At 74.3% G+C, this 13,820-nt stretch carries 14 protein-coding genes; 10 read left to right on the top strand and 4 right to left on the bottom strand.

Features of this window, described 5'->3' with window-relative positions; genetic code table 11:
• The first annotated feature begins 43 nt into the window (after positions 1 to 43).
• Genes cobA through cobT form a run of 4 tightly spaced genes read left to right on the top strand, consistent with a single transcriptional unit; the run spans position 44 to position 3,976 of the window.
• Positions 44 to 847, top strand: coding sequence for a uroporphyrinogen-III C-methyltransferase (gene cobA / locus N1F89_RS06390; RefSeq protein ID WP_290082649.1), 804 nt, complete (start codon positions 44 to 46; stop codon positions 845 to 847).
• Positions 844 to 2,169: a cobyrinate a,c-diamide synthase gene (locus N1F89_RS06385; RefSeq protein ID WP_290082647.1), complete on the top strand. Its 1,326-nt coding sequence runs from the start codon at positions 844 to 846 to the stop codon at positions 2,167 to 2,169. Before cobA ends, N1F89_RS06385 begins: the two co-directional genes overlap by 4 nt.
• Before the next feature lie 3 nt (positions 2,170 to 2,172).
• Positions 2,173 to 2,934, top strand: a complete 762-nt coding sequence (locus N1F89_RS06380) for an adenosylcobinamide-GDP ribazoletransferase (RefSeq protein WP_290082645.1) — start codon at positions 2,173 to 2,175, stop codon at positions 2,932 to 2,934.
• A gap of 25 nt (positions 2,935 to 2,959) precedes the next feature.
• Complete coding sequence (gene cobT, locus N1F89_RS06375) at positions 2,960 to 3,976, top strand: nicotinate-nucleotide--dimethylbenzimidazole phosphoribosyltransferase (protein ID WP_290082643.1); 1,017 nt, start codon at positions 2,960 to 2,962, stop codon at positions 3,974 to 3,976.
• Positions 3,977 to 4,043: 67 nt separating this feature from the next.
• Here cobT and proC read toward each other — a convergent pair whose 3' ends face one another.
• The 3 genes from proC to N1F89_RS06360 all read right to left on the bottom strand — a co-directional run bounded on the left by proC (position 4,044) and on the right by N1F89_RS06360 (position 7,307).
• The gene (gene proC / locus N1F89_RS06370; protein WP_290082641.1) at positions 4,044 to 4,853 is read right to left on the bottom strand and encodes a pyrroline-5-carboxylate reductase; all 810 of its coding nucleotides are present in this window, start codon (positions 4,851 to 4,853) and stop codon (positions 4,044 to 4,046) included.
• A 182-nt stretch (positions 4,854 to 5,035) separates the two neighbouring features.
• Positions 5,036 to 6,340 (bottom strand): O-antigen ligase, encoded by a 1,305-nt coding sequence (locus tag N1F89_RS06365; protein ID WP_290082639.1) that lies wholly within the window; start codon positions 6,338 to 6,340, stop codon positions 5,036 to 5,038.
• The gene (locus N1F89_RS06360) at positions 6,309 to 7,307 is read right to left on the bottom strand and encodes a glycosyltransferase (RefSeq protein WP_290082637.1); all 999 of its coding nucleotides are present in this window, start codon (positions 7,305 to 7,307) and stop codon (positions 6,309 to 6,311) included. Before N1F89_RS06360 ends, N1F89_RS06365 begins: the two co-directional genes overlap by 32 nt.
• A 155-nt stretch (positions 7,308 to 7,462) precedes the next feature.
• On the opposite strand from N1F89_RS06360, the gene N1F89_RS06355 reads away from it, so the two are divergent.
• The 6 genes from N1F89_RS06355 to N1F89_RS06330 all read left to right on the top strand — a co-directional run bounded on the left by N1F89_RS06355 (position 7,463) and on the right by N1F89_RS06330 (position 12,018).
• A complete protein-coding gene (locus tag N1F89_RS06355; RefSeq protein ID WP_290082634.1) occupies positions 7,463 to 7,723 on the top strand; it encodes a Rho termination factor N-terminal domain-containing protein in 261 nt (86 codons plus the stop codon).
• 197 nt (positions 7,724 to 7,920) lie between these two features.
• Complete coding sequence (locus tag N1F89_RS06350) at positions 7,921 to 9,093, top strand: glycosyltransferase family 4 protein (RefSeq protein ID WP_290082632.1); 1,173 nt, start codon at positions 7,921 to 7,923, stop codon at positions 9,091 to 9,093.
• Positions 9,093 to 9,869: a WecB/TagA/CpsF family glycosyltransferase gene (locus tag N1F89_RS06345; protein WP_290082630.1), complete on the top strand. Its 777-nt coding sequence runs from the start codon at positions 9,093 to 9,095 to the stop codon at positions 9,867 to 9,869. Before N1F89_RS06350 ends, N1F89_RS06345 begins: the two co-directional genes overlap by 1 nt.
• A 71-nt stretch (positions 9,870 to 9,940) precedes the next feature.
• Positions 9,941 to 10,789, top strand: coding sequence for a DUF6492 family protein (locus tag N1F89_RS06340; RefSeq protein ID WP_290082728.1), 849 nt, complete (start codon positions 9,941 to 9,943; stop codon positions 10,787 to 10,789).
• 227 nt (positions 10,790 to 11,016) lie between these two features.
• Positions 11,017 to 11,661 carry a Crp/Fnr family transcriptional regulator gene (locus N1F89_RS06335; protein WP_290082629.1) on the top strand — a complete coding sequence of 215 codons (645 nt, stop codon included), beginning with the start codon at positions 11,017 to 11,019 and terminating at the stop codon, positions 11,659 to 11,661.
• 111 nt (positions 11,662 to 11,772) lie between these two features.
• Positions 11,773 to 12,018 (top strand): hypothetical protein, encoded by a 246-nt coding sequence (locus N1F89_RS06330; protein ID WP_290082628.1) that lies wholly within the window; start codon positions 11,773 to 11,775, stop codon positions 12,016 to 12,018.
• A gap of 15 nt (positions 12,019 to 12,033) precedes the next feature.
• Here N1F89_RS06330 and N1F89_RS06325 read toward each other — a convergent pair whose 3' ends face one another.
• Positions 12,034 to 13,254: a lipopolysaccharide biosynthesis protein gene (locus N1F89_RS06325; protein WP_290082727.1), complete on the bottom strand. Its 1,221-nt coding sequence runs from the start codon at positions 13,252 to 13,254 to the stop codon at positions 12,034 to 12,036.
• Positions 13,255 to 13,820: the final 566 nt, after the last annotated feature.

The raw sequence follows: 13,820 nt of genomic DNA, 5'->3' as shown, positions 1-13,820 counted from the left end.
CGCGGAAGCGCGGCCGCGCCGCGAGTCGGTCGAGGTCGAGCGCATGAAAGGTCCCGCCAAGCCGATCCGCCGCCGGCGCCCGCGCGCCCGGCTCGAGCCCGGCCATGTCTGGCTCGCCGGCGCCGGCCCCGGCGACCCCGGCTGCCTGACCCTCGACGTCGCCGACGCGCTCGCCCAGGCCGAGGTGGTGGTCTACGACGCGCTGGTCGACGCCGCCGTGCTCGACATGGCCGAGGGCGCCGAGCGCGTCTTCGCCGGCAAGCGCGGCGGCAAGCCGTCGGCCACCCAGGCCGACATCACCGCCCGGCTGATCGCGCTCGCCCGCGCCGGCCGCCGCGTCGTGCGGCTCAAGGGCGGCGATCCCTACGTCTTCGGCCGCGGCGGCGAGGAGGCGCGCGCGCTGGCCGCCGCCGGCATTCCCTTCCGCGTGCTGCCGGGCGTCAGCTCGGCCTTCGCCGCCGGCGCGGCGGCCGGCATCCCGGCCACCATGCGCGGCATCAACAAGGCGGTGGTGCTGGCGACCGGCCACGCCGTCGGCGCCGACGATGACCTCGACTGGGCCGCGCTCGCCGCCACCGGCCAGCCGATCATCGTCTATATGGGGCTGAAGAATCTGCCGGGCATCGCCGAGCGGCTGATCGCCGGCGGCCTCGCCGCCGCCACGCCGGCCGCCGCCATCGCCGCCGCGACGACGCCCGACCAGCGCGTCGTCGTCGCCACGCTCGCGACGCTCGCCGGCGCGGCGGCCGAGGCCGGGCTGACGGCGCCCGCGCTGGTCATGGTGGGCGACATCGTGGCGATGCGCGACGAGCTCGCCGGCTCGACGGTCGCGGACGGTGCGCCGTGAACGCGCCGCGCGGCCTGATCGTCGGCGCGCCGCGCTCGGGCGCCGGCAAGACCAGCGTCACCATCGGCCTGATGCGCGCGCTGGTGCGCCGCGGCGTGGCGGTCGCCGGCGTCAAGTCGGGGCCCGACTACATCGATCCCGGCTTCCATGCCGCCGCCACCGGCCGGCCGGGCGTCAATCTCGACAGCTGGGCGATGCCGCCGGCGCTCGTCGCGCGCCTGCTCGCCGACGCGGCGGCCGGCGCCGACCTCGTGGTTGCCGAGAGCGCCATGGGCCTGTTCGACGGCATTCCCGGCACGCCGGGCCGCTCGGGGTCGGCCGCCGACCTGGCCCGCCGCTTCGGCCTGCCTGTGCTCTTGGTCCTCGACGTGTCGGGCCAGTCGCAGACCGCGGCCGCCGTCGCCAGGGGCTTCATGGCCTATGACCGCGCGGTGACGATCGGCGGTGCGGTGCTCAACCGGCTGGGCAGCGAACGCCACCGCGCGCTCGCCGGCGCGGCGATCGCCGCGCTCGGCCTGCCGGTGGTCGGCGGCGTGCTGCGCGATCCGACGTTGAGCCTGCCGGAGCGCCATCTCGGTCTCGTGCAAGCCGGCGAGCACCCCGATCTCGCCGCCCATGTCGAGCGGCTCGCCGACGTCATGGAGGACGCCCTCGACCTCGATGCCGTGCTGGCGCTCGCCCGGCCGCTCGCCGGTCTCGACGCCGCGCCGGACGCCGCCGCCGCCGCCTTGCCGCCGCCCGGCCAGCGCATCGCGCTGGCCAGCGACGCCGCCTTCAGCTTCGTCTATCCGCATGTCGCCCGCCACTGGCGCCGCAGCGGCGCCGAGCTCGTCGCCTTCTCGCCGCTCGCCGACGAGCCGCCGCCCGACGACTGCGACGCCTGCTGGCTGCCCGGCGGCTATCCCGAGCTGCATGCCGGCCGGCTGGCCGGCGCGGCGCGCTTTCGCGCCGGGCTGCGCCGCTTCGCCGAGACGCGGCCGGTGCATGGCGAGTGCGGCGGCTTCATGGTGCTCGGCGAGAGCCTCGAGGACGCCGACGGCACCACCCATGCGATGGCCGGTCTGCTCGGCCACCGCACCAGCTTCGCCCGGCGGCGCATGAATCTCGGCTACCGCGCCGCGACGCTGTCCGCCGACGGCGTGCTCGGGCCGCGCGGCGCCACCGTGCGCGGCCACGAGTTCCATTACGCCCGCGTGCTCGACGCCGGCGACGACGCGCCGCTGGCCGAGCTGGCCGACGGCCAGGGCCGTCCGCTCGGCCCGTCCGGCGGCCGCCGCGGGCGCGTCAGCGGCACCTTCTTCCACGCCATCGCGCGGGGCTAGACGATGCGCGAGCGCGACCGCATGGCCGAACTCGTCGCCTGCCTCGGCTTCTACACCCGGCTGCCGGTCGCCGCGCGCGCCCTGCCGCCGGGCGGCTTCGCGGCGGCGCAATGGGCCGCGCCGCTCGCCGGCGCGGCGGTCGGCCTCGCCGGCACGCTCGCCTGGCTGGCTGCCACCCGGCTCGGCCTCGGTGCCTGGCCGGCCGCGCTCGCCGCGCTCGCCGCCACGATGCTCGCCAGCGGCGCGCTGCACGAGGACGGCCTGGCCGATGTCGCCGACGGCTTCGGCGGCGGCGCGACGCCGGCCGACAAGCTGGCCATCATGCGCGACAGCCGCATCGGCAGCTACGGCGTGCTGGCGCTGATTCTGTCGGTGCTGATGCGCGCGGCCGCGCTTGCCGCGCTCGCCGCGGCCGGCGCGGCCGCGGTGACGGCGGCGTTGCTCGCCGCCCACATGGCCGCCCGCGCCGCCATGCCGGCCTTCCTGCGCGCCGTGCCGCCGGCCCGCCGCGACGGCCTGTCGACCGGCCTCGGCGCCGTGCCGCGCGGCGCCGCGCTCACCGCGGCCGCGCTCGGCGGCCTGGCGCTGCTTCCCCTCGGTCTCGGCGCGGCGCTGGCGACCGCCGCCGCGCTCGGCCTTGCCGGCTGGCTGTTCGCCCGCCTGTGCCGGCGCCAGATCGGCGGCCACACCGGCGACTGCCTCGGCGCGCTCGAGCAGGGCGGCGAGGCGCTCGTGCTTCTCGCCGCCGTCGCCGCCTTCACCTGAACCGCGACCCGCCACGGAGACCGCGATGACAGCCTTCGCCACGCTCGCCGATCTGGCCGATGCCTGCCGCGCCCTGCCGGCGGCCGACGCGACGGCGGCCGCCGCCGTGTGGGCGCGTCAGGACACGCTGACCAAGCCGCCGCGCAGCCTTGGCCGGCTCGAGGCGCTGGTCGCCTGGCTCGCCGCCTGGCAGGGCCGTGCCGCGCCGCGCCTCGAGGCCGTCGACGTGCTCGTCTTCGCCGGCTCGCACGGCGTCGCCCGGCGCGGCGTCTCGGCCTTCCCGCCCGAGGTGACGGCGCAGATGGTGGCGAATTTCGACGCCGGCGGCGCGGCGATCAACCAGCTCGCCCGCCTCGCCGGGGCGCGGCTGTCGGTCGTCGCGCTCGAGGTCGAGCGGCCGACCGGCGACTTCACGCGCGGCCCGGCGATGGACGAGCCGGCGTTCCTGGCCGCGGTCGCCGCCGGCTGGAACGCCGTGACGCCGGGCCTCGACCTCGTCTGTCTCGGCGAGATGGGCATCGGCAACACCACCGTCGCCGCCGCGCTCGCGGCGGCGCTGTTCGGCGGTCCGGCGGAGGACTGGGTCGGCCCGGGAACCGGCGTCGACGCCGACGGGCTCAAGCGCAAGGCGGCCGCCGTGCGCGTCGGGCTCGCCCGCCACGCGGACACGGTCGCCGATCCGCTCGCCGCCGCCATGCGGCTCGGCGGCCGCGAGCTCGCCGCCATGCTCGGCGCCGCGCTGGCGGCGCGCCATCACCGCATTCCGCTGCTGCTCGACGGCTACGTGACGACGGCCGCCGTCGCGCCGCTCGCCCGCCTCGCGCCGGACGGCCTGGCGCATGCGCAGGCCGGCCACGTCTCGGCCGAGGCCGGCCACCGGCGGCTGCTCGGCCGGCTCGGGCTCGAACCGCTGCTCGATCTCGGCATGCGGCTCGGCGAGGGCTCCGGCGCCTGCCTCGCCGTGCCGGTGGTGCGCGGCGCGCTCGCCTGCTTTTCCGGCATGGCGAGCTTCGACGAGGCGGGCGTGGCCGCGAAGGGCTGAGGCCGGGCGCGGCCGTCCAGACCGCGGTCGCGGACGGCGGACCGGCGTCCGCTTCGCCTGGAACCGCTCAGCTCTTGCCGAGCTCGACCGAGCGCTTCTTGGCCGCCGCGACGGCCTCGTCGACGAGCTCGAGGAGCCGGTTCTCGCCCATCAGCACGGCGAGCGCGGCCGCGGTCGTGCCGTTCGGGCTGGTCACCTGCTCGCGCAGCCGGCCGGGCGCCTCGCCGCTTTCCCTGGCCAGGCAGGCGGCGCCGTAGACGGTCTGCATGGCGAGCTGGGCGGCGGTCTCGCGCGGCAGGCCGGCCTGCGTGCCGGCCTCCGTCAGGCATTCGATGAAGTGGAAGACATAGGCCGGGCCGGAGCCGGAGACCGCCGTCACCGCGTCCATCAGCGCCTCGTTGTCGATCGTCGCCACCGCGCCGCTGCGCGCCATCAGCGCCTCGACGAAGCCGAAGGTGTCGCCGTCGACATGCCGGTTGGCGAACAGCACCATCATGCCCTTGCCGATCGCCGCCGGCGTGTTCGGCATGCAGCGGATGACCGGCGCCTGGCGGCCGAGCAGCTCCTCGAAGGTGGCGACGCCGATGCCGGCCGCCACGCTGACCACCGTCGCGCCGGCTGCGACATGCGCGCGATAGGCCGGCGCCACCTCACCGATCGCCTGCGGCTTGACGGCGAAGACGACGACGTCGCCGCCGGCCGGCAGCGCGTCGGCCGATGCGACCGCGGTCACGCCGAGCCCGGCCGCGCGCGTGCGCAGCGCCTCGGTCGGCTCCACCACCGCGACGTCGGCGGGTGCCAGCGCGCCGTCGAGCCAGCCCTTCAGCATCGCGTGGCCCATGTTGCCGCAGCCCACGAGGATGACTTTCCTGCCCATTGCAACGCTCCCAATTGCGTTTCCCGGCGCGGCGCGAACCCGTTCGCCCAACAACGCGCCAGGACGATGCGCGGCAGCCGGACTGCGGTCGGGGGACGTGCAGAAAGGCCCGGCGCATCGAGACCCGGGCGCAGCAATGGACGCTGGCGCGCGCCATTGCAACAGCCGCCGGCCGGCCTTCCTCAGGCGCGGCTCTTGATCGGCAGCCGCGCCACCAGGCGCAGGCCGAGCACGGCCATCACCAGGAACAGCCACACCGGGTCGGCGCGCCGGAAGAAGAAGCTCTCGAGGAACGCGTTGAGCAGCGTGAAGACTAGGATCATCATGAAGAAGTCGGCCATCAGCACGTTCTCCTTCAGCCGCGGCACGCGCAGATAGTCGAGCATCGGCACGGCGACGAGGGTGACGAGCGCCACGGCGAGCGCCGGCAGGCCCATATAGGCGGCCAGGTCGAGATAGCTGTTGTGGCCGTGCACGATGCCGCGGATGTCCCAGGCGCGGTCGAAGGGCTGGTCGGTCATGTAGACCGTCTCGGTGCCCCAGAAGCTGGCATAGCCGTAGCCGAACCAGGGCCGCTCGGCGATCATCTCGCGCAGGAACTCCCACAGCGACAGGCGGCCGGTATAGGTGAGATCGGGCGCGATGCGCGCGGCGATGTCGCCGACCGGCTCGATCAGCACGATGCCGACGGTGCCGATCGCCGCGCCGGCGAGCCCGAAGGCGAGCAGCAGCGGCACGGCCGCGCGCATGCCGACGAGGCCCGGCAGCACGACCAGCAGCATGGCGAGCGGCACCGTGCCGGCCGTCGTCTTGGAGCCGGTGTTGGCCATGAAGACCATCGCGGCGAGAAACAGCAGCAGGCCGCCGCGCCGGCCGCGCCGCCACAGATAGAGGCCGGCGAAGGACAGGCTCGCCATCACCGGGCCGGCGATGTTCTTGTGCGTGAAGGCGCCGCGCCAGAAGCCGGCGTGCTGCGGCTCGAGCCCGTCGCCGCCATGCACGGCGACGTCGGGAAACAGCACCAGTCCGGCATAGCTCAGCCCGACGATGGTAAAGCCGGCGACCGCCAGCACCGTGGAGAAGGCCTCCGCGTCGCGCGGCAGCGCCAGCACGGCCGCCATGGTCAGGATGCCGATCAGCGTGAAGGAGGCCGTGCGCATGGCCGCGGCCGGGTCGAGCGCGTTGAGCACCGAAAGGGCGAGAAAGGCGAGCAGCAGCAGCCACCACGGGCTGACCAGGGCGCTCATCGTGCGCCGGTCGGCCAGCGCGCCGAGCCCGGCGATGGCGGCGATGCCGAGCGTGCCGAAGCCGAGCTGGTTGACGATGTCGCCGCCCTCGCCGGAAAGCTCCGCCCCGCCCGGCTGGAAGGGGCGGAAGGTGATCATGATGACGGTCAGCATCAGCGCGGCGAGCGTCGTCGCGATGCCGGCGAGCGGCAGCTGCGCGACGAGGCGCTCAGCCGCCGTCGGGCTGGCGGTATTGCTCATTGGCGTATCCGAACTCGGCGAGCAGCCGTCCGAAGCCGAACCGGAAGGGGTCGATCGCCGCCGAGACCAGGCCGCTGCGCCGGTAGTGCTTGAGGCCGCGCCACGGCGCCAGCGCCAAGAGCGCCAGGCTGCGCGCCACGACGACGGCGCGGCCGAAGGTCTGGCCGCCGCGCCGCTTGCGCTCGACCAGTGCCGAGATCACCCCGTTGCGCAGGCCGCGCTTGCGGATCCAGCCGGCCTCGAGCCGGCCGGCCGGGATCGTCTCCTCGACCGGCGCCTCGGCGCACCAGGCGAGCGTGAAGCCGCGGTCGGCCGCGCGCGCCAGGAAGTCGGAATCGCCGCCGCCCATGAAGTTGAAGCGCAGGTCGAGAAACGGCGGCGCCATCGCCTGCAGCACGGGCCGGCCGATCAACAGGTTGCCGGAGGAAAACAGCCGCGCCACGCGGCCGGTCTCGCGATAGGGCGGCGCGAACACCGGATGCTCGGCCCAGCCCGGCGACGTGCCGGCGGCGAAGCGCGGCACCTGCGGGCCGCCGACGATGGCGGCGCCGAGCGTCTCGCTCGTCCGGCACATCGTCTCCAGCCAGTCGGGCGTGGCGATCTCGTCGTCGTCGATCACCAGCAGGTGGTCGAAGGCGGGGAACGTCAGCAGCGCGGTCTCCCAGCCGGCATTGTAGGCGCAGCAGTTGCCGCGCTCGTGCGCGACGATCACCAGGCCAGCCAGCGTGCCGTCCGAGAACAGCGGCGCGGCGGCCGCCGCGCCGGCGCGCCCCTCGGCGTCGTTCTCCATCACGATCACGGCGAAGCGCCGCGCCGTGCGCTGCGCGGCGAGCGAGCGCAGCGTCGCCACGAGGTGCTCCGGCCGGCGGAAGGTTGGCACGGTGACGACGCACGCCACGGCCTGCGCATCGAGGTCGGGCGAGCGGGCGACGAGCGACACCGCGCTCTGGGTGGGCAGCATGGTCACGTTGCGGGACCCGGTTGCTTGGGACGGTCCTGCCCTCCATGTGCGCCCGCCGCGTTTAAGGATGCGTTAATCACCGCGCCGCGGCGGCCGCGGCAGGGAACCGCGCCGGCGCCCCGCGGGTTCTGCCTGCAGCCATCGTTCGACAGGAGGCAGCCATGGCCAAGAACCACGGAGCGCAGATCAAGGACGACAAGCTCTACGAGGAGCTGCGCGACGACGGCATGAGCAAGGAGAAGGCGGCGCGCATCGCCAATGCCCGCGCGCGCGGCGACCAGCCGTCCAAGAAGGGCGGCGAGGCGCCGGCCTACGAGGACTGGACGGTCGACGAGCTGCAGCACCGGGCCCGCGAGATCGGCATCGAGGGCCGCTCCAAGATGGACAAGGACGAGCTGATCGACGCGCTGCGCAACCATTGAGCCGCGCAGCGGCCGTCCGCGTTGCGGCCGGTTGCCCGATTGCCTCGAATGCGTGCCGTCGGCTTAGCGAAGCGTTAAGCACATCGCCATCGAGCGGCCGTGACGCGGCGTTTTTTGCCCCGCGTGCGGTCGCGTAAGGCGTTACGTAATGAACATTTAGCAGGTGTTGCCTCAGGCTTCGTGCCGGAAGAGAGCGCATGCACCTGGTTTTCGCCACCTCGATCGTGCCCGACGGCGCACCGACCACCGGCTACGAGATCGCCAACGCGGCGATCCTGGCCGGTCTGCGTCGTGCCGGGGTGCGCGTCAGCGTCGTCGGCTTCGCCTGGCCCGAATCGGCGGCCGCCGACCTGGGCGACGCGGTCGTGATCGGCCGCCTCGACGTGCGCAACGAGACCGCCGACCCCGCCACCAAGCTGCGCTGGCTGGCCGCCGCGCTCGCCGGCCGGCTGCCGGTTTCCTGTGCCAAGCTGCGCGCGCTGCCGGCGGCCGCCCTGCGCGATGCGCTCGCCGCCCTCGAGCCCTATGACGGCTACGTGCTCAACGGCGTGCACATGGCCGGCGCCTTCGGCCCGCTGTTCGCCGACCGGCCCGCGCTCTACGTGGCGCACAATGTCGAGCACCGCTCGGCGGCCGAGAACGCGGCTGCCGCGTCGAGCCCGCTCGAGCGGCTGCTGTTCCGCCGCGAGGCGCGGCTGCTCGCCGCCCTCGAGCGGCGGCTGTGCCGCGAGGCCGGCTTCGTCTTCACCCTGTCGGAGGACGACCGCCAGACGCTCGGCCTGGACGAGAGCCGCGCGGCGACGCTGCCGCTCGTCACCCGCGAGACGGCGCCCGGCCGCGGGACGCCGCGCCGCACGCAGTTCGATGCCGCGCTGATCGGCACCTGGACCTGGCAGCCCAACCGCATCGGCCTCGAATGGTTCTTCGACGCCGTGGTGCCGCTGCTCGATCCCGGCTTCACCGTCGCGGTCGCCGGCCGCGTGCCGGCGGGGCTGCGCGCGCCGGCGCCGAACGTGCGGCTCGTCGGCCGCGTCGAGGACGCCGCCGCCTTCGTGCGCTCGGGCCGCGTCGTGCCGCTGGTCAGCCGCGCCGGCACCGGCGTCCAGCTCAAGACCATCGAGACCTTCGAGCAGGGCCTGCCGAGCGTCGCCACCACACGCTCGGTGCGCGGCATCGCCCGCGTGCCCGGCAACTGCACGGTGACCGACGATCCGGCCGCCTTCGCCCGGGCGCTGCAGGCCGCCGCCGCCGCGCCGCACGACGTCGACGGCGCCGCCTTCCACCGCGCCCAGCGGCAGGCGCTCGACGCGGCGATGGCCGCCGGCCTGCGCCGGCTCGGCTTCGCGGCGGCACCGGGCAGGGCCGCGTGATGCTGCAGGCCGCCGCTCCCGCCGATGCCTTCCCGCGTCGCGAGATTCTCGGCTCGGAGGTTGCCGCGCTCGCCTGGGACGACGGCATCGCGCTGCTGCGCCGGCGCCTTGCCGAACGCCGCTTCACCAAGGTGAGCTTCCTCAACGCGCACAATGCCAACATCGCCTGCGCCGATGCGGCGTTCCGCGAGGCGCTGGCCGATTTCCTGGTGCTGCCCGACGGCATCGGCGTCGACATCGCCGCCAGGCTGCTCTACGGCCGGCCGTTTCCGGCCAATCTGAACGGCACCGACCTGGTACCGGCGCTGCTGCGCGCCGAGACGCGGCCGCTGCGGGTCGGCCTGCTCGGCGCCCGGCGGGCCAATGCCGAGCGCGCCGCCGCCGTGCTCGCCGCGCAGGCGCCGCAGCACCGCTTCGAGGTGATCCACGACGGCTATTTCACGGCCGACGAGGAGCCGGCGATCGTCGCGCGCATCGCCGAGATCCGGCCGGACATCCTGCTGGTGGCGATGGGCGTGCCGCGCCAGGAGATGTGGATCGCGGAGAACCTGACGGCCGACCACTGCACCATGCCGATCGCGGTGGGCGCGCTGCTCGATTTCCTCAGCGGCGCGGTGAGCCGCGCGCCGGGCTGGATGCGGCGGCTGCGCATCGAGTGGCTCTACCGGCTGCTGCTCGAGCCGCGCCGGCTGTGGCGGCGCTACGTGCTCGGCAACCCGCTGTTCCTCGCCCGCGTGCTCGGCGTCCTGGCGCGGCGCCGCGGGGCGGACCGGTGAACCGCCGCGTGCCGCCCGAGACGCTCGGCGCCGCCGCGCCGCAGGCCGCCGCCGGCGCGCCGCCGGCCGCCCTGGTGACGCCGAGCTACGCCGCCGACTTCGAGCGCTGCCGGCTGTTGTGCCGCTCGGTCGACCGGCACGTCAGCGGCGCCACGACGCACTATCTGCTGGTCGCCGGCCACGACGTCGCCCGCTTCCGCGCGCTCGAGGGGCCGAACCGCGTGGTGGTCGACGAGCGCGACCTGCTGCCGGCCTGGCTGCACTGCGTGCCCGACCCGAGCGACCTGTTCCGCCGGCGCATCTGGGTCAGCCGGCGCACCATGCCGCTGCGCGGCTGGCACGTGCAGCAGCTTCGCCGGCTCGCCGTCGCCGAGGCGCTGGACGAGCCGACGCTGGTCTATCTCGATTCCGACGTCGTCTTCCTCAAGCCGTTCGACTGCGCCCGCTTCTGGCGCGACGGGGCGTTGCGGCTCTACCGCCGCGACGGCGCCCTGCCGCAGAGCGGCGAGCATCCGGCCTGGGCGCGCAGCGCCGGTCGCCTGCTCGGCCTGCCCGCCGACCGCACGACGACGCACGACTACATCGCCACGCTGATCGCCTGGCGCCGCGACGCGGTCCTCGCCATGCTGCGCCACATCGAGGCGCGCGCCGGGCGCCACTGGGTGGCGGCCGTCGCATCGACCCGCCGCTATTCCGAGTGCATGATCTACGGCCGCTATGTCGACGAGGTGCGCGGCGGCGAGGGCCACTTCCCCGACCCCGACGGCTTCTGCCGCGTCTACTGGTCGGGGCCGGCGCTGTCGGGCGAGGGCATCCGCGCCTTCGCCGCGGGCATGGCGCCGGGCCAGGTGGCTGTCGGCATCCAGTCCTTCGTCGGCAGCGACCTCGCCGCGATCGAGCGCCTCGTCGCCGAGAGCTGAGGCCGCGGCGCCGGCACGGCCCGTCGCACACTGTTCGTGCGCGTACATTAGCCGGCATCGCGATGGCATTCCGGGCCGAATTGGCGCACTACAGCGTCTGCGGCAGCATGGACCGTTGCGATGGGGGCGACGGTCGGGCGCTGCCGTCGGCATGGGGGACAGCGATGGCGGGTGCGGACGGCTACCGGAACAGGCTTCTCGCGAAGCTCTCTGCGACGGATGCCGGCGTGCGGAAAGCCGATCTCGAGCTCGTCGCGCTGCATTCGGGCATGGTGCTGGAAGCGCCCGACACGCCGCTCGAGCATGTCTATTTTCCCGAGGACGGCGTGATCTCGATGATCACCCGCGCCGCCGGCGTGAAGAACGTCGAGATCGGCGTGGTCGGCCGCGAAGGGCTGGCCGGGGTTCCCGCGGTGCTCGGCGACGACCGCTCGGTCAACGAGGCGCTGGTCCAGATCGAGGGCGCGGCGTGGCGCGTCCCCTGCGATGCGCTGCGGCGCGTGGTCGACAGCGATCCGGTGGCGCGCGGCGTGCTGCTTTGCTACGTGCAGAGCTTCTTCATCCAGACCGCCCACACCGCGCTGACCAACGCGCGCGCCCGCGTCGAGCAGCGCCTGGCGCGCTGGCTTCTGATGGTGCACGACCGCGTCGACACGATGCGCCTCGAGCTGACGCACGAGTTCCTCGCCACCATGCTCGGCGTGCGTCGGCCGGGCGTGACGGTGGCGCTGCACCTGCTGGAGGGTCGCGGTGCCATCCGCTCGCGCCGTGGCGAGGTGGTGGTCGTCGACCGCGCCAGCCTGGAGGAGGTGGCCGGCGTCTTCTACGGCGTGCCCGAGGCGCACTACCGGCGCATTCTCGGCTGCGAATGACGGCATTCCCGAGACCGGCAAGCCATTGTTCCCGAGCGGACAGAAGCTGGCGTTTCGACGCCAGGTTGTCGATAGTTCCGGTTCGGCAACGTGCCGGACGAGGAGCCCGCCATGCAACCGCTTCATGTTTCGCGGGGCGCTGCGAGCGCCGCGCGCCAGTACGTGATGACACGCGCCAGACGACAGCAAGTGATCTCGACGTCGCAGGCCGTGCGCGCGCTGCGCATGGTGCTGCCGGATTGCGCGCTGTCCGATCGCGAGCTTGCCGACCTGGTCGCCGAGGCGGCCATCGCGCACGGCGTGAGCGTGAGCTTCGACGGCGACGGCGACAGCACACCGCGGCCGGACGCTGCCTGAGCGGCCGCCGGGGCGCTACACCGGGCGCGGCGCCGGCCGGCGCAGCGCCGTGTAGGTGAGCACGGCCGAGGCGAGATAGAGCACGGCGAACAGCCCGTTGAGCGCGACGACCAGCGCCTGCGTCTCGTGCACCGCGCCGAGCAGGTGGACGAGCAGCAGCGCCTTGGCCGCGCCGAGCAGCGCCAGGTTGATGGCGCGCAGCCCGGTCTGGCCGCGCGCGAACAGAAGCTCGGCCTGATACTCGACCAGGTTGCGCAGCCCCGGCACGAACAGCGCCAGGATGAGCAGCGGCGCGGCCTGCGCCACGTTGCCGCCGAGCAGCGTCGGCCGCACCGCCAGCACCGCGGCGAGCGCCAGCAGCGCCAGCGTGGAGACGGCGAAGATCGTGCCCTCGATGCCGACGCGCAGGCCGAGGCGCGACAGCAGGTCCGGCGCCCGCATCATGCGCTGCACGAGCAGCATCGAGAAGGTGCGGATGGGGATCGCGGTCAGGTCGACGAGCCGCATGATGATGGCGTAGAGGCCGGCGAGCTTGGGGCCGCCGAGCGCCAGCACCAGGAGCTTGTCGAGCTCCATCTGCAGGTAGAACAGCATCTCGGCGCCGGCGACATAGGCCGCGTCGGCCATCCGTCGCCAGTAGAGCGCCGGCCTGAGCCGGAGCCGGCCGCGCGGGTAGAACACCGTCACGGCGACCGCCAGCGTCGCGCCGTTGGCGGCCAGATAGAACATCGTCCAGGTCGACAGGTCGCCGCCCGCCTGGAGCGCGAAGACGACGGCCGCCAGCGCGCGCGCCATGGTGCCGAGGATGACGAGCACGGCACCGCGGCCGAACCGGTTGAGCCCGTTGTTGACGATCACCACCGCCTCCGCCGGCCGCCACAGGAGCGTCTCGGCCGCGACGACCGCGGCGAAGATGCCGAGGCTCAGTTCGCCGGCAAAGAAGATGGCGTGCGTGGCGAGGCCGGCGAGCGCCAGCGCCGGCAGCGACAGCGCCGACCACATCAGGAAGCCGGCGGTGTAGGTGCCGAGCAGCCGCGGCTTGACGGTCGCCACCCGGTAGAGCGTGGCGATGAAGCCGAAGCCGAGCAGGCGCGACAGCATGACGCCGGCCGCCGAGGCGGTGGCGAACAGGCCGAACTCGGCGATCGACAGGGTGTTGGCGAGCACGACGAAGTAGACCAGCGAAAACACCAGCCGGCCGGCCGAGCCGCTGATCGCCTGCAGGTAGGCCTGCATGGCCGCCCGCTCGCCGCTGACCAGTGTGCGCAGAATGCGCGCCGGGCTGCCCATCATCCGCTCCTTTCGGCGTCGGCGGGAGCCTAGCGGGCAAAGCTTAATGGCGGGTTCCGTGGGAACGGCCGCCGCGCGAGCGTCCGGCGGCCGCACAACCGCAGCGCGCGTTTGCGGTTGCGCGTTAACGCTTTGTTTTCCACGTCCCTTTAGCTTGCCTTAAGACCCGCCTGCGCCGATCGGCGCGGGGTTCCACGTATGCGAGAGCTGGCGACGCGATGCACGATTCCGACAGCCAAGACCGGAGCGAGCGCGGCCGTTCGCTGCTAGATGCGGTGCCTGCGGCGCACGGCCGGCCGGCACAGCCGTCGTCGCGCTCGCTGCTCGAGGCCGCGCCGGCGCCGCCGGAGGATGCGGTGGCGCGCCATCGTCTCGCCCGCGCGCGCCGCCGCGCCGCATCCGATCCGCATGCCGATGCGCCGGGCGGCGACATCCCGGCCGGCGAGCCCGCCGCCGAAGCGCCGGCGCGCAAGCCGCTCGGCGCGCGCCTGCGCGGCGGCTTCGAGCGCGTG

Source organism: Aquibium sp. A9E412 (genome assembly GCF_030398335.1).
Taxonomy (GTDB): domain Bacteria; phylum Pseudomonadota; class Alphaproteobacteria; order Rhizobiales; family Rhizobiaceae; genus A9E412.
Note: the sequence above shows the minus strand (reverse complement) of the source record. Positions and strands in the feature narration are given on the sequence as shown.